We start from the raw sequence: 20010 nt of genomic DNA, 5'->3' as shown, positions 1-20010 counted from the left end.
TTACTTTCAAAATTTTTAAAATCAACTTTCAATAGCCTTACTTAAATAAAATTCTTCAATAATATAAATAAACATACAAAAAGTTATCAGAAATGATAACTTTTTTGTAAATAAATTAAATATAAATCTTATATAATTACTTCAATTATGTTAATTTACTATAACTTGTATTGGGCTTATTACTATCATTATACTTTTTTTCATGATTAACAATACTCTTAATGTTATTGAAATTATTTTTTTGTTGTTCTAAAATTCTAATTTTTTTATCTTTTTCTATCCTTAATAAATTCATTTCAGATTTTAAATTGTTTTTTTCTTGTTCTTGATTTTTAATTAAAAATTCTAAGTTAATAATTTTTCCTTCAATATATTTAATATGTCTTCAATGAAATGTAATTCTTTCTCTCATTGCTCTATTTTCTTGACAATTTCCATTTTTTTCTAAGCATGGTGAAGATAATAATTTTTTATGTTCTGAATCTTCTCTTTTAAGTTCTTCTAAAAAATTAGATACTTGTCTTTGATTATCACTTATATTTTTGATACAAGTTTCTAAATTACTTTTAATAATAGCCATTTTTTGTTCAATTAAATTTATTTCTACATTTAATATATTTATTTCTTGCTCTCTATTCATCTTTTTTTCCTTTCAATCTAAACTCATTTATTTTAAAATAAAAACTATATTAAGTTTATAATAATTATAAATTAATAATTTTTAATTTTAATTTTTTAACTTACTTTGTATATCCTTTTTTAGTTATTTACTTAATTTATATAAAAAGATATTAAAAATGAGAGTATTATCTCTCATTTATTTTTTTAATAAAATTAATATTACAAACTTATATAATTAACAGTAAATCTAAATAAATATAATCTATTAAATTCTAACTAAAAGTTACACCTTGCAAGTTAATATTCCATACTCGATCACGGAAACATTTAACTGTATCAATGCTTCAATTAATGCTTACATAAACATTTTCTTCATCATGTCAAATATGAATATAACCATGTAATTCAAGAAAGGCTCCTCAAAATCCATCATCATAATAGTAACTAAGCTCAAATATATTTTTGTTTCTATCATTACTAATATCATTAGTACTAATACTTAATTGCGAACCTTTTAATTTTTGATCAGTATAAGTATTACAATAAAGACTAAAATACGAATTATCACCAAAACTCAATTTACTAAACTTATTAGAAAAACTATCTCAATCTGGTGCATAATTTGTTCAATTAGATAATATAGTAATATCAGAGCTCGTTCAAGTACTTTTTAATGAACCAACACTATTAGTTTCACTATAATTATAATTTAGTTGATCATTATTAATACTACTACTATCAACAGTAAAATCAGCAACTATCTTTCCTTTATAAATAGTTTCATCACCACTAATAGTTACTTGTTGATTAGTAATATCATCTTCACTAAATTTAATTGCATCTAGCTTTACATTTGGATTACTTTTACTAATCGCAGTTTTAATTTCTTCAATATTTGGTTTTGATAATCCATTAGTTTTAATTGTTCCTAAATTTAAATTTTTAAAAACATCACTTAAAAGCTCTGTTTTATCACAATCATAACTAACAACAATACTATCATTGCTATAAAATTTACCATCACCATTAATAACTGCACTATTATCAGTAATTTTATCAACTATAATTTTGCTTACATCAAGATTATAGTTAGCGGTTTTAAGTGCTAAAATTAATTGCTCTTTACTTGGTGTATTTTGTCCAGGAATATTCAAAGTTGGTAATTTATTATTTAAAACACTATTTAAATCAATAAGTAAATTATTAATTACTACATCAGCACTAGTGTATACATATTGATTAATAGATTTAATAGTAACACTATTATTTTGCAACGTTACTTGAATAGCATTCATATTTAACCTTGAATATTGTTTTTTCAATGCACTATTAACATCTTCTAAAGTTATTACTTTACCTATAATAGCAATTTTATCTAATCCCTTATTAATAACGTCTTTAAGAGCAATTCTAATATCAAGATTTAAATTTAGTATTACTTTACCGGTATATTTTTTTTGATTTGTACTAGTAATAGTGGCACTATTAGTAGCAGTAATTTCTATTGCAATAAAAGAAGTATCTAACTTTTCTTGGTAAGTATCACGTAATGCTCTCATTACATCATTATTTGATGGTATATCATGACCATTAGTCTTAACCATTAAATCTTTTTTATTAATAATAGTACTTAAATCAACACTATCATTAGTACTAAATGTAACTGTTACCTTACCAGTATAAAGAGGAATAACATCATCACCCGTAATACCTGTAATAGTTGCTTCTTTATTAGAAATAACATCAATTTTAAGGCGATCCATTTCTAAATTAGAATATTTTTCTTGAATACGACTGTAAACAGCTTCCACAGTAGGTTTTTGACCATTAGTACTAAAATTACCAATGGATGCTCCATCAACAATTATTGTTCTAATATCAATAGTTTGGATTTGATAAGTAATTTTAATTTTATCTTGATTGTAAAAAATACCATCACCAACAACAAAAGCATAATTAGTGGTTTTATTAATAATTTTAATATTATCAGTATGAAGTTCATGATTTAAAATAAATAGTTGTGATTTTAATTCATAATCTGTAGGTATTGTTCCTCTATGTTCCTCTGGTACAATTTTTAAATCTGTTTGTGTTAAATCTTTTTTTAAATCTTTTTTGAATATAGTTAGATTATTACATGCCGTTGTACTAGCAGTGACTGCGCTTGATAATAATAATGCGCCCATAAATGATAATGGTTTTTTCATATATATACCTCATTTAAATATTGTAAAAAATTAATAATTATTTTAAAGTGATTATATCATAATTTAAAAAAAATTAAATTCTAGATTTTTAAATGATTTTATTAAAAAAAAGCGTGTTATATATTTTACATTTTTAATGTATGTACTTTTAATGAAGAAGTTGAAACTGAAATATTTTGTACATCTTTATTAATTTTATTAATAACAAAATTTGATATTTTATTATCATTTTCTAAGTTTTTCTTTATAAAAAATTGTTTTTTATAACATTCAAAATACTGTTCTTTTCAATATTTAACTATTTCTTTTTCTTTTTTATAAAGTTTAATAGAAAATTTATATCAGAATTTATTTATTGATAATTCTAACTCAAGATTATTAAATAAGAATTCATTATTTATATTTTTACTTAATAAAAAGTTTTGATGATCTAAAAGTTGAATTTTTATTTCTTGAAAATTATAATTTTTTTCTAAAATTGAATCTTTTATCATATCTATATTTTCTTCACAATAGTTATTTTTATTAAATATGATTTCATTTAAAATTTCATTATTACGTTTATATAATTCTTTTATATTTAATATTTTTTCATTTATCTCTTTTAAATGTTCTTCTCTCATTTTTTTCTTTTCAAAAAAATTCATTTATTTTAATTTTTAAAATAAACTATAAATAATAATAATAAATGATTATCTAAAAAACATAAAAAATGCTTTTAACACTATTAAAGTTATTATTATTACTTTTTTTGAAATTTGACTTATTTTGAAATAATATAAGAGATTCTAAAGTTGACAAATTTTTTTTATTTTCTATACTGTATATAACTAAATATTAGTTTTTAATCCATTTACTTTTTATGAAAGTAAATGGGTTTTTATTTTGAAAGGAAAATTGAATATGCCAAAAAAATCAAATTTTGAAAAAAAAGATTGAAAAGAAAAAGAAAAATTTGATGAAGAAAAAATAATCTACTCAAGTATTTTTCATACAATAACAATTTTAGAAATTTTAAATGATAATCCTATAATATTTTTTAAAAAATTAAATCATATTATTAAAGAACTATATATAGAAACTATTTTATTAAAAATGCCAAATACATATAGCTAACTAAAGTAATGTTTACTCATATCTTCAAAAACAAAATCAATCGCTTTTTTAATATTTGGTCAATAATTTGGTAATATTTTTCTTATATTATGTTTTATAGCAAATCAAAAATGTTCAATTGGATTTAAATTAGGAGAATATGGCGGAAGAAATAATAGTTTGCATCCAGCATTTTCAATTAATTGTTGTGTTAATTTAGATTTATGAAACGTTGCATTATCTAAAACTATAATTTGTCCACGCTTTAATACTGGAATTAGTTTATTTTTAACATATGATTCAAAAATTTTACTATTGCAATGTCCTTCAAATGCTCATAAGGCTTTTAATTTACCTTTATTTAGTGAACCAATTATACTCATTCTCTTTATTTTATATGCGGGTTTATTATCAAATAATCTTTTACCTTTTTCAGATCAACCATATTTATAAAATTCATTATCATCAATTCCAGATTCATCAATATATACTAAATCTTCATTCATTATTTTAGCTATTTCTTTTAAAAAATCTTCTTGTTTATTTTTATCTCTTTGTTCATATAGAAAAGTTTTTTTTATATGTATAATTTAGTTTTTTAAAATAGTTATAAACTGTTTCTTTAGTTATATTTCCAAATTTATCAATTACTTTTTGAACTGTAACATCTTTATTTTCTGCTAAATAATTTTTTAATTCATCTAAATCCTTTATTTTGTGGCTATGTCCTTTTTGATAATTCAAAATTGGTTTTATATGCCCAGTTTCTTTTTTTCTTTTTCTTCATAAAAATAAAGTCTTTCTAGTGATATTGAACACTTTACAAATTTCTTTAATTTTCATATTTTTACTTTCATAAGCTTCTATTACTTTTCTTCGTAAGTCTTCACTGTATGGTTTTGACATAATTTAATCTTCCTAATCTATTTTAATTATTGCTGAATTGTACTTTTAAATTCAAAAACTGTTTAAATTACATATTATTATTTTACATTATTTATGAGTAAATATTACTTTAGTTAGCTATACATACTTTTGTAGTATTACCAAAAAGATGAATTGTAGAACGAAGCTTTGCTTGATTAGAAAAATACAGAAGATTATGAAAAAATTGTGAAAGAAAACTAAATACTAGTTTACAAATGGTTGTTCTTTCCTTTATTTCAGTTTTATTAAAAAGATTCTAAACAGGTTCTAACAGTATGCATTCATTTTTTGCCAGAAAATCAATCTTTTTGATTATATTTTGGTCGTTCTGTTTCTACTTCTGTTACATCAATTATCAAAATTTTATTTTTGAATTCTTCTTTTTAAAAAAATATTTTTATTTGTTAAATTATTAAACTTATTATTATTTATTAAAATGTCTTCAATTGAACGAATATTTCGTAAAGCAGTAGTATCAACCATATCATACTCAGCACCAATACTATGATATGTACGATTTTCATATAAATATCTTAAAGTCATTACTAGTCTATCTTCTATTGACATTTTATATGGCCTTCCACCAGTGGTATTTTTTAGATTTTGATGATCTAATAAAATATTTAAAATTTCATTAAAAACTAGTTTATTAATACCAACTATTTTACGAAAATATTGATCCGGTTTATCTTTTAATTCAAAATATGTCATAAAATTTATCCTTAACTATTCAAATTTTATTTTAATAATAACAAAAAAATGAAAAGTTAACTAGTTATGCAGTAAGTCTACTAAATAAAGGTAAATTAAAAGCCTTATGAGCATTTGAAGGACATTGCAATAGTAAAATTTTTGAATCATATGTTAAAAATAAACTAATTCCAGTATTAAAGCGTGGACAAATTATAGTTTTAGATAATGCAACGTTTCATAAATCTAAATTAACACAACAATTAATTGAAAATGCTGGATGCAAACTATTATTTCTTCCGCCATATTCTCCTAATTTAAATCCAATTGAACATTTTTGCTTTGCTATAAAACATAATATAAGAAAAATATTACCAAATTATTGACCAAATATTAAAAAAGCGATTGATTTTGTTTTTCAAGATATGAGTAAACATTACTTTAGTTAGCTATATTTTTCAATACACATTATTAATAAATAACATCGCAAAATTTTATTTACTGAAATTGGTTTTAATAAAATATTTTTTTTGTATAATTAACTGTTATAAAGGAGGTCATTTATTAATATGAAAAAACAACGCTTAAATATCTCAAAATTAGGATTCTTACTTTCAGTAATGGGTTCGGCAGTAGGATTAGGTGGTATTTGAGGATTTCCAACTCAAATGTATAACCATCATGGTGCTTTTCTAATCCCTTTTTTAATATGTATGGTAATTTGTGCAATACCAGTTTTATTTATTGAAATGACAATTGGTAATAAATATCGCAAAAATCATATTGAATTTTTTAGTGAGGTTGGAGGTAAAAAGGGTGCTTTTTTCTCTTGATTGCATTCAACAACCGTTATTTTACTAAGTACTTATTATAGTGTTTTAGTAGGATGAACTTTAATTAATATTATTATTAGTTTTACTTCTAATTTAAATAAAGGTTCTTATTTTTATCATAATATTTTACAACAAACAAATGATCAAGATATTAGCAATTTAAATAGCCTAGGTAACTTAAATTGAATGATTTTGCTTGCAACAATTGGTGTATGAATTATTCTAGGTATTATTCTACTAGGTGGTGTTGAAAAAGGAATTGAAAAAGCCAATAAAATTATGATTCCATTTTTATTTTTAATGATTATTATTTTAGCAATTTATACTAGTACATTATCGGGTGCTAAACTTGGATTAAATGTAATGTTTGATTTAGATGCTAAAGAATTATTAAATCCTGGATTATGAAAAGATGCTTTTGGTCAATCATTCTTTATGTTATCAACATGTACAGGAACCATTTATATTTATGCAGCTCATGCTCCTGAAAAACAAGATAGTACTAATCAAGCTTTTGTAGTAGCCTTTGGTACTAGCGTTATTGGTATATTAACAACAATTATTGTTTTTAATTCAATAGGTGCAATTGCTCAAAATCAAGGTAAAACTGATATTAAAGATGTATTTCAAGCAGGTCCTGCTTTGATTTTCCAAGTAATACCACAATTATTTGCTATTATTAATAATCAAGTTCCTATTTTAGGAAATATTTTAGCAATATTATTTTTTGTTACACTTTTCTTTGCGGGTATGTCCTCACTAATTGGTCAAGTTGAATCAATGGTAAATGGTCTAGAATATGAAATTCATTTAAAGCGCAAACAAGCATTAGCAATATCATTATTAGGAGCAATGGCAGTATCAGTATTATTTACCTTTAATAATTCACCAGCGCTGTTTAATGGGCTAGCAATCTGAGTAGCACAAATTTGATTACTAATAATTGGGTTTATTTTATTAATTGGTATTAGTCCATATGGCTGAAAACTATATGATACATTAAAATTATATAATAATGAAAATTCATGAATGAAATGAACAAAAGGATATAAAATAGTAATTTTAATTATCGCACCAATTTTAATTTTAATTAATATTGCTACTGGTATCTATGATTTTATTATTAATATTATCAATGCTAATTTTGTCTATGGTATAGTTGGTCTAACACTTGGTGTTGGATTAGTTTTACTTTTAACTTTTATCTTAACTTATCATAAAAATATTCATAATGGTTTTAATAAATTATTTAAAATAAAAACAAAAACTGAAAGAGGTTAAAAACATGGATGTTGGAGCAATTATTTTAATGGTAATTTCTTTAGTAAGTATTATTGGTCTTTTTATTTTCTTTGTCATAATGGATTTTAAAAGTCATAAAAAACAAAAAAGAAAAGAAAAAAACAAAGAATAATATTTTTTAAAATATTTTAGTATACTTATTATTAAATGGTGAGTGAAATGGAAAAAAATAAATTAAAACAAATTTTATTAATTAGCAAAATAACTTTAACAATTGCTTCTTTATTTTTATTTTTAGTTTGACTAATGTTTATGACTAATAATTTTTTTCCTAAATCTCAAAACTCATTTGTTTCCAAAATTATGAATACTTCAATTCAAATTATGATTTGACCAATTACTAGTATAATTCTATTTATTTTTATTATGCCAATATGAGTTACTAATAAAAAACAAATTTTATTAGTATTTTTAACATTGTCACTAATTATCACAATATTGTGTACAACTTTCCTTTTGAGTTTAAATATTAATAAATTCTGAATTATATGATTAATTGCTCATTTTTTTGCTATAGCTTCAATTATTTTTGTAATTTTTTCTTTAAAGAAAAACTTCTTTTATTTAAAAAGAAAAAAAATAAACATATTGAAAAAAAGATTAAAAAATAATTTTTTTTAACTTGTTTATCAAAAGTAGTTGACTTTAATTTTAGTAATATGATATAAATACATGGTGGTTAACATAACTGCGGGTGTCGTATAATGGTATTATTACAGCCTTCCAAGCTGAAGACGTGGGTTCGATTCCCATCACCCGCTCCATTATAAAATAAAAAAGGCGTATTAATTACGGCTTTTTTTATTTTATAATGGTTTATATTTTAGGACCTTTTTTAGTTTGTAGTACTACTGCTGTTTCTTCATCACTAGAATTACTACAAGCACATTTATTAACTATTTCTGCTCATGAATTTACTGGATACATAACTAAAGACATTCCATTAGTTTTTTCTGGTAATGATTCTAAATATTTTATTTTATTATTTGTGCATTCTTCTAAATTAATTTTCATTAGTTATCCCCTACTTCTTTTAAAATTCGACTATTAAAAGCATCTGCTAAGAACTTATAAACTTTTACTTCAGAAATATTTTTTAAATCATAACAATTAATGATGTCAGTTAATTTTAAAATCACATCATGATATTTTATAAAATAAGTTTTATTTTCAACATTTGCTCACTTTTCTAAATTCATTGCATAATAAATTATTCCATCTCTATAAAATTGTGATTTCATATTTCTCACTCCTTTAAACGATATAATAAAACAAAAAAACCTAATTTAAATACAAAAATTTAAACGAGGTCTATAAAAAAACCAAAATATTTTGTTCCAAAGTTCCTTTAAAACTTTAATACAATTGTAACTCATTTACAAGAAATTCCAAGTAAAATCAATAAAAAAAATTAATAACTTAAAATTAATATAAAGAGATAAATAAAGATTGCATTTGCAATCTTTATTTATAATTGTCCTGAAATTGTTTTTAAAACAAAATTTTTTATATTCACTGATTGGAACTTCAGTTTTATTTATTAAATCACTCACTTGTTTTTGTCATTTTTTAACTAAGTTTTTCATCTCTACATAGTCAGGTGTAACAATAGAAACAAAAATAATCATTTGTTTCATAATTTGTAACTTAACCTCACAATGTTTCTTATTGACTAATCTGGGGTCTCAAGCATAAGCAAGAACTGTTCTATTGCTTACTGCTACTTTAATTAATTTGTTTTAGTTTTATCTTTAGGAATTTCTTTTAATCTTTTTTCCTTTTCTTTAAAACTTTAATTTAATAAAAATCCTAACATAGAAATATATCTATATTAGGACTGAACAGTTATTAAATTATGAATATATAATAACATAAAAAATAATACTTTTGATGAAAATTATAATTAACACTTATATAAGTATTAATATTTAATTTCCTATACATGTATTTTTTATAAATAATTAAATTATAAAACTTCTAAGGAAATAACTATTTCTAATTAAACAATAGTTATCTAATACAAGAATAAATGAAAAATATCTATATTAAATATAGATACTATGATATAATTTTTCTAAAATTAATATAAGTTTTTACCTATTTACTTTTATTTTAAAGTAAATAGGTTTTTAATTTAAAAAAGGAGATATTTAGAAGTGCTATATAGTAAAAAAACAGAAAATCTTATAACAGAAAAAGAAAAACAAGTTTTTAAAGAAAAAACAACAACAAATTCAAGAAAAATTAAACCACAATTACCAATAACAACATCTCTTGCTGAAATATTACTAAATAATAATGAAAAGCTTGTTGGTACTATTACTAGTGATCAGTATCTTAATAAAGATAACAAACAAGTACCATTATATAAAGTAATTAAAACTTCAGAACCAAATAAAAAATAAACATTAAAGCAATAAATTCTATTAAAAACGACAAACAACCAATAACAATTCTAAATAAAACCAATTCACAATCAATAGACTTACTGCATAACGTTTTTAAGTTTTAATGATAAATTATAAAATCCTGCAATTAAATTAAATCTTAAAAATATTCGTTTTCTACCTTTTCTAAATTTATAACCAATAATTTTAAAACATTTTAAAAATGCAAAAACATGTTCAATTTTTCTGCGAGTTTTATTAATAATCTTATTAAAAATTTTAATTTTACTTGTTTTAGGATTATTTTTACTAGTTTTAATGGGTAAAAATGTATTACTATGAATTTTTTGTAAACCTTGATAACCTTTATCTGCAAGAATTACAGTTTCTGACAAAAATTCTAACTTTGAATTTTTAAAAGTTTTAAAATCATGATTTTTACCAGTATCAGGAAAAATATTTAAAATTTCATTAGTATGTGCATTAATTATGGTTTGAAACTTAACAGTATGCATTCATTTTTTGCCAGAAAATCAATCTTTTTGATTATATTTTGGTCGTTCTGTTTCTACTTCTGTTACATCAATTATCAAAATTTTATTTTTGAATTCTTCTTTTTAAAAAAATATTTTTATTTGTTAAATTATTAAACTTATTATTATTTATTAAAATGTCTTCAATTGAACGAATATTTCGTAAAGCAGTAGTATGGAATGGCAACACTTTTTAGGACTTTTTTTTGGTAGACATTTGTTTTTGATAATTAACTGGAGTTAAGTAGTTTAAAGTGCTGTGGATTCTTATGTTGTTGTATCAATTGATGTAATCAAATAATTCTAATTTTAATTGGATTAATGATCTAAAATTTTTATCATTAATAAATTCAGTTTTGAAAGTTTTAAAAGTTGCTTCAGCAACAGCATTGTCATAAGGACAACCTTTTTTGCTTAAAGAGCGAGTAATATTGAATGCTAGTAAAAGTTTATCAATAATTTTATTATTAAATTCATTACCACAATCACTATGAAATATTTGAATATCTTTTAAACAGCGATTTGATTGCATAAATGCTTGATGTACTAATAAGGCATCTTTTCTAGTACCTACACTATGTCCAATAATTTCGCGGTTAAATAGGTCAATTAATAAGCAAATATAGTTTCATTTACCATTAACTTGAACATAAGTTAAATCACTGACAATAACTTCATTTTTAAGCCTATTATTAAAGTTTCTATTCACAAGATTAGTGATTTTTTCATCATTTACTTTGTTATTATGATTTTTGAATGATAATTTAGTGTATTTTGATATTAAATTATGCTTATTCATAATTTCTTTAATTTTTCGTCTTGATAAATAAATTTCTTGGTTTTCTAATATTACTTTTAATCTTCTTGTTCCATAAACACATTTATTTTCTTTAAAAGCACTAATAATAGCTTCATCATAAATATTATTTTGAATTTTATTTTCTTTTTTCTTTAAATTAAAATAATATGTTGATTTAGAAATTTTTAAAAAATGACACATTGTGCGAATTTTATATTTAAACTTATTGTTTGTAATAATTTCTATTTTCTGCCTATTATTAGTGCTGCTTGCTTTAAAATATCATTTTCCATTCGTAATTGTTTTAATTCTTTTCTTAATTTAATTAATTCATTTTCTTCAACAGAACGATTATCTTTAGCTTTAAAACTACCTGAATTAGTAAATTGCTTAATTCAATTATAAGTAGCTGCTCTTGTAACATTATATTCTTTAGCAAGGTAAGATACTGATTTGCCGCTTTGATATAAAGCTACTATTTGTTTTTTAAATTCATCGGTATATGAATTAATATTGGCCATAATTATAGTTCCTTTCTTTCAACTAATTTGTTCACTTGTCTACGTAATTAGTGTCCAATAAAGTGTAACCCATCCAAGTATCAACCATATCATACTCAGCACCAATACTATGATATGTACGATTTTCATATAAATATCTTAAAGTCATTACTAGTCTATCTTCTATTGACATTTTATATGGCCTTCCACCAGTGGTATTTTTTAGATTTTGATGATCTAATAAAATATTTAAAATTTCATTAAAAACTAGTTTATTAATACCAACTATTTTACGAAAATATTGATCCGGTTTATCTTTTAATTCAAAATATGTCATAAAATTTATCCTTAACTATTCAAATTTTATTTTAATAATAACAAAAAAATGAAAAGTTAACTAGTTATGCAGTAAGTCTAATTACTTTTTGAACTGTAACATCTTTATTTTCTGCTAAATAATTTTTTAATTCATCTAAATCCTTTATTTTGTGGCTATGTCCTTTTTGATAATTCAAAATTGGTTTTATATGCCCAGTTTCTTTTTTTCTTTTTCTTCATAAAAATAAAGTCTTTCTAGTGATATTGAACACTTTACAAATTTCTTTAATTTTCATATTTTTACTTTCATAAGCTTATATTACTTTTCTTCGTAAGTCTTAACTGTATGGTTTTGGCATAATTTAATCTTCCTAATCTATTTTAATTATTGCTGAATTGTACTTTTAAATTCAAAAACTGTTTAAATTACATATTATTATTTTACATTATTTATGAGTAAACATTACTTTAGTTAGCTATATTTTAAAATCAGAGGTATATATTATGCATAAAAATTATCCAAGTCATGTCACCAAAGAACAATTTGAGAACATAAAATCAATTTTAGAAAATAGCAAAAAGAAAACAAAACCAAGAAGTTTAGATTTATATGAAGTATTTTGTGCAATTTTATATGTATTAAAAAGTGGTTGTCAATGAAGAATGCTACCAAAAAATTTTCCAAAATGACAAACTGTATATTATTATTTTCAAATTTGAAGTAAAAATAACGGTAAAGAAGCTAGTGTATGGCAATTAATTTTAAAAAAAATTGGTTAAAAAAGTTCGTATCAACAATAATCGCAAAGAACAAACTAGTTTTTGTATAATTGATTCGCAAAGTGTTAAAAATACAGATACTACTGAAAATAAAGGTTATGATGCTGGTAAAAAGATTTCAGGAATAAAGCGTCATATTGTTGTTGATTCTCAAGGTTTACCACATGCAATTTACATAACCACAGCAGAAAAAACAGATCGTAATAGCGCTATAATAATGATTGAAAATGAAAAAGAAAATCTTTCTGCAGTTCAAAAAATAATAGTAGATGCTGGTTATACTGGTGAAAAATTTGCTTCTGAAATCAAAACAATCATAAATGCAAATGTTGAAGTTATAAAACGCAATGAACTACATACTTTTGTAGTATTACCAAAAAGATGAATTGTAGAACGAAGCTTTGCTTGATTAGAAAAATACAGAAGATTATGAAAAAATTGTGAAAGAAAACTAAATACTAGTTTACAAATGGTTGTTCTTTTCTTTATTTCAATTTTATTAAAAAGATTTTATCATTTGAAAACTTATCGACTAAAAATCTATTTTTTATTATAAAATAACCATTATAATATAAATTTTATTAAAAATTAATCAAAAAAGATCCTAAACAGGTTCTTAGAAATTTTTAAAAAATGACACATTGTGCGAATTTTATATTTAAACTTATTGTTTGTAATAATTTCTATTTTCTGCCTATTATTAGTGCTGCTTGCTTTAAAATATCATTTTCCATTCGTAATTGTTTTAATTCTTTTCTTAATTTAATTAATTCATTTTCTTCAACAGAACGATTATCTTTAGCTTTAAAACTACCTGAATTAGTAAATTGCTTAATTCAATTATATAGCTAACTAAAGTAATATTTACTCATAAATAATGTAAAATAATAATATGTAATTTAAACAGTTTTTGAATTTAAAAGTACAATTCAGCAATAATTAAAATAGATTAGGAAGATTAAATTATGCCAAAACCATACAGTGAAGACTTACGAAGAAAAGTAATAGAAGCTTATGAAAGTAAAAATATGAAAATTAAAGAAATTTGTAAAGTGTTCAATATCACTAGAAAGACTTTATTTTTATGAAGAAAAAGAAAAAAAGAAACTGGGCATATAAAACCAATTTTGAATTATCAAAAAGGACATAGCCACAAAATAAAGGATTTAGATGAATTAAAAAATTATTTAGCAGAAAATAAAGATGTTACAGTTCAAAAAGTAATTGATAAATTTGGAAATATGACTAAAGAAACAGTTTATAACTATTTTAAAAAACTAAATTATACATATAAAAAAAACTTTTCTATATGAACAAAGAGATAAAAATAAACAAGAAGATTTTTTAAAAGAAATAGCTAAAATAATGAATGAAGATTTAGTATATATTGATGAATCTGGAATTGATGATAATGAATTTTATAAATATGGTTGATCTGAAAAAGGTAAAAGATTATTTGATAATAAACCCGCATATAAAATAAAGAGAATGAGTATAATTGGTTCACTAAATAAAGGTAAATTAAAAGCCTTATGAGCATTTGAAGGACATTGCAATAGTAAAATTTTTGAATCATATGTTAAAAATAAACTAATTCCAGTATTAAAGCGTGGACAAATTATAGTTTTAGATAATGCAACGTTTCATAAATCTAAATTAACACAACAATTAATTGAAAATGCTGGATGCAAACTATTATTTCTTCCGCCATATTCTCCTAATTTAAATCCAATTGAACATTTTTGATTTGCTATAAAACATAATATAAGAACCTGTTTAGGATCTTTTTAATAAAACTGAAATAAAGGAAAGAACAACCATTTGTAAACTAGTATTTAGTTTTCTTTCACAATTTTTTCATAATCTTCTGTATTTTTCTAATCAAGCAAAGCTTCGTTCTACAATTCATCTTTTTGGTAATACTACAAAAGTATGTAGTTCATTGCGTTTTATAATTTCAACATTTGCATTTATGATTGTTTTGATTTCAGAAGCAAATTTTTCACCAGTATAACCAGCATCTACTATTATTTTTTGAACTGCAGAAAGATTTTCTTTTTCATTTTCAATCATTATTATAGCGCTATTACGATCTGTTTTTTCTGCTGTGGTTATGTAAATTGCATGTGGTAAACCTTGAGAATCAACAATAATATGACGCTTTATTCCTGAAATCTTTTTACCAGCATCATAACCTTTATTTTCAGTAGTATCTGTATTTTTAACACTTTGCGAATCAATTATACAAAAACTAGTTTGTTCTTTGCGATTATTGTTGATACGAACTTTTTTAACCAATTTTTTTTTAAAATTAATTGCCATACACTAGCTTCTTTACCGTTATTTTTACTTCAAATTTGAAAATAATAATATACAGTTTGTCATTTTGGAAAATTTTTTGGTAGCATTCTTCATTGACAACCACTTTTTAATACATATAAAATTGCACAAAATACTTTGGATGGGTTACACTTTATTGGACACTAATTACGTAGACAAGTGAACAAATTAGTTGAAAGAAAGGAACTATAATTATGGCCAATATTAATTCATATACCGATGAATTTAAAAAACAAATAGTAGCTTTATATCAAAGCGGCAAATCAGTATCTTACCTTGCTAAAGAATATAATGTTACAAGAGCAGCTACTTATAATTGAATTAAGCAATTTACTAATTCAGGTAGTTTTAAAGCTAAAGATAATCGTTCTGTTGAAGAAAATGAATTAATTAAATTAAGAAAAGAATTAAAACAATTAAGAATGGAAAATGATATTTTAAAGCAAGCAGCACTAATAATAGGCAGAAAATAGAAATTATTACAAACAATAAGTTTAAATATAAAATTCGCACAATGTGTCATTTTTTAAAAATTTCTAAATCAACATATTATTTTAATTTAAAGAAAAAAGAAAATAAAATTCAAAATAATATTTATGATGAAGCTATTATTAGTGCTTTTAAAGAAAATAAATGTGTTTATGGAACAAGAAGATTAAAAGTAATATTAGAAAACCAAGAAATTTATTTATCAAGACGAAAAATTAAAGAAATTATGAATAAGCATAATTTAATATCAAAATACACTAAATTATCATTCAAAAATCATAATAACAAAGTAAATGATGAAAAAATCACTAATCTTGTGAATAGAAACTTTAATAATAGGCTTAAAAATGAAGTTATTGTCAGTGATTTAACTTATGTTCAAGTTAATGGTAAATGAAACTATATTTGCTTATTAATTGACCTATTTAACCGCGAAATTATTGGACATAGTGTAGGTACTAGAAAAGATGCCTTATTAGTACATCAAGCATTTATGCAATCAAATCGCTGTTTAAAAGATATTCAAATATTTCATAGTGATTGTGGTAATGAATTTAATAATAAAATTATTGATAAACTTTTACTAGCATTCAATATTACTCGCTCTTTAAGCAAAAAAGGTTGTCCTTATGACAATGCTGTTGCTGAAGCAACTTTTAAAACTTTCAAAACTGAATTTATTAATGATAAAAATTTTAGATCATTAATCCAATTAAAATTAGAATTATTTGATTACATCAATTGATACAACAACATAAGAATCCACAGCACTTTAAACTACTTAACTCCAGTTAATTATCAAAAACAAATGTCTACCAAAAAATAGTCCTAAAAAGTGTTGCCATTCCAACTTCATATAAATCTAAACTTCTTGGTTTTGTTTTCTTTTTGCTATTTTCTAAAATTGTTTTTATGTTCTCAAATTGTTCTTTGGTGACATGACTTGGATAATTTTTATGCATAATATATACCTCTGATTTTAAAATATATAATCATTTTACATTATTTTCGAAAAGATTCTAAACAGGTTCTAAGAAAAATATTACCAAATTATTGACCAAATATTAAAAAAGCGATTGATTTTGTTTTTCAAGATATGAGTAAACATTACTTTAGTTAGCTATAAGTAGCTGCTCTTGTAACATTATATTCTTTAGCAAGGTAAGATACTGATTTGCCGCTTTGATATAAAGCTACTATTTGTTTTTTAAATTCATCGGTATATGAATTAATATTGGCCATAATTATAGTTCCTTTCTTTCAACTAATTTGTTCACTTGTCTACGTAATTAGTGTCCAATAAAGTGTAACCCATCCAGTTCATAAATCTAAATTAACACAACAATTAATTGAAAATGCTGGATGCAAACTATTATTTCTTCCGCCATATTCTCCTAATTTAAATCCAATTGAACATTTTTGATTTGCTATAAAACATAATATAAGAACCTGTTTAGGATCTTTTTAATAGAATTTAACTAAAACAAGAAATAATCATTTATAAATAGGTACTTAACCAATAATTTATTTTCTTTTTCATTTTTTTGTTAAAAAGATTTTATCATTTGAAAACTTATCGACTAAAAATCTATTTTTTATTATAAAATAACCATTATAATATAAATTTTATTAAAAATTAATCAAAAAAGATCCTAAACAGGTTCTAAGAAAAATATTACCAAATTATTGACCAAATATTAAAAAAGCGATTGATTTTGTTTTTCAAGATATGAGTAAACATTACTTTAGTTAGCTATATATAGTAAATTTTTGAAGTATAGTTTAATTATTAATTATACTTTTGGTTAGATAGTATTTTATATATTTTAAATTTTATTATTTTCTATTATATAATGTTTAAGTATAAAAATAAGACAGTTAAGAATAAGTAATTATTTAATTATTATTGTATTAATATTAGTAAAGTAATATTAATATTAATTTTTAAAATTATAGATAGTATTTTATAATTAATAATTAGGTAGTTTAGTTTTTTTTAATTATGTTTTTATATAGAAAAAACCATTATCAATATATAATATCTTTATCTTTAAGATTATTATTGTCTTGATATATTATATTAGGTATAATGTAAGAGACTATAAAAATTATAAGAGATTTTATTTTATATAAATTTAATTTATTATTAATATAATAGGGGTGATTATGTGGAAAAAGATAAAGATATTATGAACATTATTAAAAAAGCATTATCAGAAAGTATTTTATCTGTACCAGGTGTTGCCAATATTTATGAAAAAGATAATAATTATGGAATTAAAGTTAACAAGTCTGATTTAGGTTGAATTATTGATATTAATATAGTTTGTTTTTTTAATAATAATATTTGAAATATTATGAATCAAACTCAGAAAAATTTAAAATATATTGTTGAAAAGATTATTAAACATCAAGACTATATAGTACTTAACATTTTTGTTCATGATTTAATTGAAGAATAAAAGAAAATATAAGGTGAAATTAAATGAAAAAAATTGATATTAAAACCTTAAAAGTTATGCTTATTAGCGGTGCTAATAATCTTTATAATCATCATTTTGAAGTTGATAAATTAAATGTTTTCCCCGTACCTGATGGTGATACTGGAACAAATATGAATTTAACAATGATGAATGGTATAAAAGAATTAAATGGTAAAGAATATGATAGTTTAAAAACATTTGCTACTACTTTTTCTCGTGGTTTAATGATGGGTGCGCGTGGTAATTCTGGAGTTATTTTATCTCAAATTTTTCGTGGTTTTTTTCAAACTATAAAAACAAAAGATTTAAAAAATGATTTCATTAGTAATGAGGATTTATTAAAATCTTGAAAAAGTGCACAAGATTATGCATATCGTGCCGTTATGAAACCAGTAGAAGGTACTATTCTTACTATTATTAAAGATGGTGCTAGTTATATTAATGAATTAGAAATAACAGGCAAAGATTCGCTTTATATTTTTGAAAAATTACTAGAAGGAATGAATGAATCGTTAAAAAGAACACCTGATTTATTGCCAATTTTAAAAAAAGTAGGAGTTGTTGATTCGGGTGGTGCTGGTTTAGTTTATATTGTTGAAGGTATGGTGTATGGTTTAAAGCACGGTAAAGTTATTTCACCAAAGAAAAAATTAGAACAACAAGATACAGCAAAATTAGAAATGGTTTTAAATCAAGAAAACTTTGGTTATTGTTCAGAAGTTATTGTAAAACTAAATAAAGTTAGTAAGTTAGATTTTAATTTAAGCAAAACACGAACTGATTTAGAAACAATGGATGGTCAATCAATAGTTTTAGTAGATGATGAAGATTTAATTAAAGTTCATGTTCATACTTTAAAACCGGGTCAAATTTTAAATTATTTTCAGAAATTTGGTGAAATTTTAAAAGTAAAAATTGAAAATATGACCGAACAGGCAAAAGCACATACACAAACTATTAAACCAATTCGTAAATTAAATAATAAATTTGCTTTAATTGCTGCTGTTCCCGGTAGAGGAATTGAAACCTTTTTTAGAGATGAATTAAAGGTTAACAATATTATTATGTATTCAAAAAGAATTAATCCATCAACAGATAACTTTTTAAAGGCAATTGAAATTGTCGATGCAAAAAATGTTTTTATTTTACCAAATGATAGTAATTTATTTTTAGCAGCAGAACAAGCAAGAAAATTAGAAAAAAAATCAAAAGTTTTTGTATTACCTGCTAAAAATATTGCTCAAGGTATGCGTGCTGCTTTAAATTTTAATCCTGAATTAAGTGCAAAAGAAAATAATAAAAATATGTGAAGTGAAATTAAATATGCTGCTTTTGGTTATATAACAGTTGCTGATCGTGATGTTGAAATAGATGGTATTAAAATTGGAAAAAAACACTTTTTTTCTGCTGTTAGTTTTCGTAATAAAGATGGTAAAGAAAAAATTATTGCTTCAAATGAAAATTTATTTAATGTAATTAAAGTATTGTTTACTAAATTAATTTGAGATGGTGCAGAAATAATTACTATTTTTAAAGGTAAAGGTTATTCAAAAGATCAAATTAATTTTATGAAAAAAATTTTAGATGAAGATTATGATATTGAATATGAAATTGTTGATGGTGATCAAGAAGTTTATAACTTTCTTTTCGTGGTGGAATAATACTATGTTATAATATTGTAGACTCTATTCAAATAGTTAGAAAGG

The 20010-nt window shown here is 22.5% G+C and carries 26 protein-coding genes, 1 tRNA gene and 3 pseudogenes; 14 read left to right on the top strand and 16 right to left on the bottom strand.

The features are described from left to right. Positions 1-145: 145 nt before the first annotated feature. The 3 genes from ACQH26_RS05210 to ACQH26_RS05200 form a co-directional block, all read right to left on the bottom strand. A complete protein-coding gene (locus ACQH26_RS05210) occupies positions 146-667 on the bottom strand; it encodes a hypothetical protein (protein WP_425382565.1) in 522 nt (173 codons plus the stop codon). 226 nt (positions 668-893) lie between these two features. Then, complete coding sequence (locus ACQH26_RS05205; RefSeq protein WP_425383033.1) at positions 894-2828, bottom strand: hypothetical protein; 1935 nt, start codon at positions 2826-2828, stop codon at positions 894-896. A gap of 125 nt (positions 2829-2953) precedes the next feature. Beyond that, a complete protein-coding gene (locus tag ACQH26_RS05200) occupies positions 2954-3451 on the bottom strand; it encodes a hypothetical protein (RefSeq protein ID WP_425382562.1) in 498 nt (165 codons plus the stop codon). A 280-nt stretch (positions 3452-3731) separates the two neighbouring features. Here ACQH26_RS05200 and ACQH26_RS05195 point away from each other — a divergent pair, with 280 nt between their 5' ends. Beyond that, positions 3732-3944 carry a hypothetical protein gene (locus ACQH26_RS05195; protein ID WP_425382561.1) on the top strand — a complete coding sequence of 71 codons (213 nt, stop codon included), beginning with the start codon at positions 3732-3734 and terminating at the stop codon, positions 3942-3944. Here the strand turns inward: ACQH26_RS05195 and ACQH26_RS05190 are convergent. Together ACQH26_RS05190 and ACQH26_RS05185 are read right to left on the bottom strand one after the other, a co-directional pair. Next, positions 3941-4429: an IS630 family transposase gene (locus tag ACQH26_RS05190; RefSeq protein WP_425382141.1), complete on the bottom strand. Its 489-nt coding sequence runs from the start codon at positions 4427-4429 to the stop codon at positions 3941-3943. The two genes, ACQH26_RS05195 and ACQH26_RS05190, sit on opposite strands and share 4 nt — an antisense overlap. 40 nt (positions 4430-4469) lie before the next feature. Next, entirely contained in the window at positions 4470-4829 is a 360-nt protein-coding gene (locus tag ACQH26_RS05185; protein ID WP_425383032.1) for a helix-turn-helix domain-containing protein, read from the bottom strand. 119 nt (positions 4830-4948) lie between these two features. Between ACQH26_RS05185 and ACQH26_RS05180 the strand changes: the two are divergent. Further along, a pseudogene (locus ACQH26_RS05180) lies at positions 4949-5110 on the top strand (transposase); the annotation flags it as partial. 103 nt (positions 5111-5213) lie between these two features. Here ACQH26_RS05180 and ACQH26_RS05175 read toward each other — a convergent pair. Then, positions 5214-5561 (bottom strand): transposase family protein, encoded by a 348-nt coding sequence (locus ACQH26_RS05175; protein WP_425381897.1) that lies wholly within the window; start codon positions 5559-5561, stop codon positions 5214-5216. Positions 5562-5617: 56 nt separating this feature from the next. Between ACQH26_RS05175 and ACQH26_RS05170 the strand changes: the two genes are divergently transcribed. The 4 genes from ACQH26_RS05170 (at position 5618) to ACQH26_RS05155 (ending at position 8439) form a co-directional block, all read left to right on the top strand. Further along, complete coding sequence (locus tag ACQH26_RS05170; protein ID WP_425383087.1) at positions 5618-5989, top strand: transposase; 372 nt, start codon at positions 5618-5620, stop codon at positions 5987-5989. Between the two features lie 120 nt (positions 5990-6109). Further along, entirely contained in the window at positions 6110-7654 is a 1545-nt protein-coding gene (locus tag ACQH26_RS05165; RefSeq protein WP_425383031.1) for a sodium-dependent transporter, read from the top strand. Between the two features lie 4 nt (positions 7655-7658). After that, complete coding sequence (locus tag ACQH26_RS05160; RefSeq protein WP_255495923.1) at positions 7659-7787, top strand: hypothetical protein; 129 nt, start codon at positions 7659-7661, stop codon at positions 7785-7787. Between the two features lie 578 nt (positions 7788-8365). Continuing rightward, positions 8366-8439 (top strand) — tRNA-Gly (locus ACQH26_RS05155). A 52-nt stretch (positions 8440-8491) separates the two neighbouring features. On the opposite strand, the gene ACQH26_RS05150 is transcribed toward ACQH26_RS05155, so the two are convergent. Continuing rightward, complete coding sequence (locus tag ACQH26_RS05150; RefSeq protein WP_425383030.1) at positions 8492-8689, bottom strand: hypothetical protein; 198 nt, start codon at positions 8687-8689, stop codon at positions 8492-8494. Next, a complete protein-coding gene (locus ACQH26_RS05145; RefSeq protein WP_174481002.1) occupies positions 8689-8916 on the bottom strand; it encodes a hypothetical protein in 228 nt (75 codons plus the stop codon). The genes ACQH26_RS05150 and ACQH26_RS05145 overlap by 1 nt, the downstream gene beginning before the upstream one ends. A gap of 915 nt (positions 8917-9831) precedes the next feature. On the opposite strand from ACQH26_RS05145, the gene ACQH26_RS05140 reads away from it, so the two are divergent. Then, complete coding sequence (locus ACQH26_RS05140; protein ID WP_339043395.1) at positions 9832-10080, top strand: hypothetical protein; 249 nt, start codon at positions 9832-9834, stop codon at positions 10078-10080. 80 nt (positions 10081-10160) lie between these two features. Here ACQH26_RS05140 and ACQH26_RS05135 read toward each other — a convergent pair whose 3' ends face one another. From ACQH26_RS05135 to ACQH26_RS05115, 5 genes are all read right to left on the bottom strand, one after another. Next, positions 10161-10655: a transposase family protein gene (locus ACQH26_RS05135; protein WP_425381872.1), complete on the bottom strand. Its 495-nt coding sequence runs from the start codon at positions 10653-10655 to the stop codon at positions 10161-10163. Between the two features lie 4 nt (positions 10656-10659). Beyond that, positions 10660-10785: a hypothetical protein gene (locus ACQH26_RS05130; RefSeq protein ID WP_425383029.1), complete on the bottom strand. Its 126-nt coding sequence runs from the start codon at positions 10783-10785 to the stop codon at positions 10660-10662. A gap of 3 nt (positions 10786-10788) precedes the next feature. After that, positions 10789-11915 (bottom strand): IS3 family transposase gene (locus ACQH26_RS05125; protein ID WP_425383028.1). Its coding sequence is split into 2 segments (ribosomal slippage): positions 10789-11645 and positions 11645-11915, totalling 1128 coding nucleotides; the frame shifts between segments, so codons are not numbered across the junction. Positions 11916-11937: 22 nt separating this feature from the next. Then, on the bottom strand, positions 11938-12231 hold the full coding sequence (locus ACQH26_RS05120) for a hypothetical protein (protein ID WP_425383027.1): 294 nt from the start codon (positions 12229-12231) through the stop codon (positions 11938-11940). A 64-nt stretch (positions 12232-12295) separates the two neighbouring features. Next, complete coding sequence (locus ACQH26_RS05115) at positions 12296-12508, bottom strand: hypothetical protein (RefSeq protein WP_425383026.1); 213 nt, start codon at positions 12506-12508, stop codon at positions 12296-12298. Between the two features lie 208 nt (positions 12509-12716). Here ACQH26_RS05115 and ACQH26_RS05110 point away from each other — a divergent pair. The 3 genes from ACQH26_RS05110 (at position 12717) to ACQH26_RS05100 (ending at position 14783) form a co-directional block, all read left to right on the top strand. Then, positions 12717-13548, top strand: a protein-coding gene (locus ACQH26_RS05110; protein WP_425383025.1) for an IS5 family transposase whose coding sequence is annotated in 2 segments (ribosomal slippage) — positions 12717-12986 and positions 12988-13548 — 831 coding nt in all. Because the reading frame shifts where the segments join, the coding sequence is not laid out codon by codon here. 409 nt (positions 13549-13957) lie between these two features. After that, positions 13958-14317: a helix-turn-helix domain-containing protein gene (locus ACQH26_RS05105; protein WP_425381863.1), complete on the top strand. Its 360-nt coding sequence runs from the start codon at positions 13958-13960 to the stop codon at positions 14315-14317. Between the two features lie 40 nt (positions 14318-14357). Continuing rightward, positions 14358-14783: an IS630 family transposase gene (locus ACQH26_RS05100; protein ID WP_425381899.1), complete on the top strand. Its 426-nt coding sequence runs from the start codon at positions 14358-14360 to the stop codon at positions 14781-14783. Here the strand turns inward: ACQH26_RS05100 and ACQH26_RS05095 are convergent. Beyond that, positions 14769-15451: pseudogene (locus ACQH26_RS05095) on the bottom strand (IS5 family transposase); the annotation flags it as partial. The gene ACQH26_RS05100 and the pseudogene ACQH26_RS05095 overlap by 15 nt on opposite strands. Before the next feature lie 75 nt (positions 15452-15526). Here ACQH26_RS05095 and ACQH26_RS05090 point away from each other — a divergent pair. Beyond that, a protein-coding gene (locus ACQH26_RS05090) for an IS3 family transposase (protein WP_425381867.1) occupies positions 15527-16647 on the top strand; the annotation gives its coding sequence in 2 pieces (ribosomal slippage) (positions 15527-15797 and positions 15797-16647; 1122 coding nt in all). On the opposite strand, the gene ACQH26_RS05085 is transcribed toward ACQH26_RS05090, so the two are convergent. Beyond that, positions 16634-16783, bottom strand: coding sequence for a hypothetical protein (locus ACQH26_RS05085; RefSeq protein ID WP_425383024.1), 150 nt, complete (start codon positions 16781-16783; stop codon positions 16634-16636). The genes ACQH26_RS05090 and ACQH26_RS05085 overlap by 14 nt on opposite strands. A 154-nt stretch (positions 16784-16937) precedes the next feature. Continuing rightward, on the bottom strand, positions 16938-17063 hold the full coding sequence (locus ACQH26_RS05080; protein WP_425382580.1) for a transposase: 126 nt from the start codon (positions 17061-17063) through the stop codon (positions 16938-16940). An 82-nt stretch (positions 17064-17145) separates the two neighbouring features. Between ACQH26_RS05080 and ACQH26_RS05075 the strand changes: the two are divergent. From ACQH26_RS05075 to ACQH26_RS05065, 3 genes and pseudogenes are all read left to right on the top strand, one after another. After that, positions 17146-17289: pseudogene (locus ACQH26_RS05075) on the top strand (transposase); the annotation flags it as partial. A gap of 700 nt (positions 17290-17989) precedes the next feature. Further along, positions 17990-18283: a hypothetical protein gene (locus ACQH26_RS05070; protein ID WP_174481144.1), complete on the top strand. Its 294-nt coding sequence runs from the start codon at positions 17990-17992 to the stop codon at positions 18281-18283. Between the two features lie 23 nt (positions 18284-18306). Beyond that, positions 18307-19965: a DAK2 domain-containing protein gene (locus tag ACQH26_RS05065; protein WP_425383023.1), complete on the top strand. Its 1659-nt coding sequence runs from the start codon at positions 18307-18309 to the stop codon at positions 19963-19965. Positions 19966-20010 lie beyond the last annotated feature (45 nt).

This window comes from Spiroplasma endosymbiont of Melieria omissa (assembly GCF_964031175.1).
Lineage (GTDB): Bacteria > Bacillota_I > Bacilli_A > Mycoplasmatales > VBWQ01 > Spiroplasma_E > Spiroplasma_E ixodetis_A.
The sequence above is the reverse complement of the archived record's forward strand: the minus strand, read 5'-3'. Positions and strand labels throughout refer to the sequence as shown.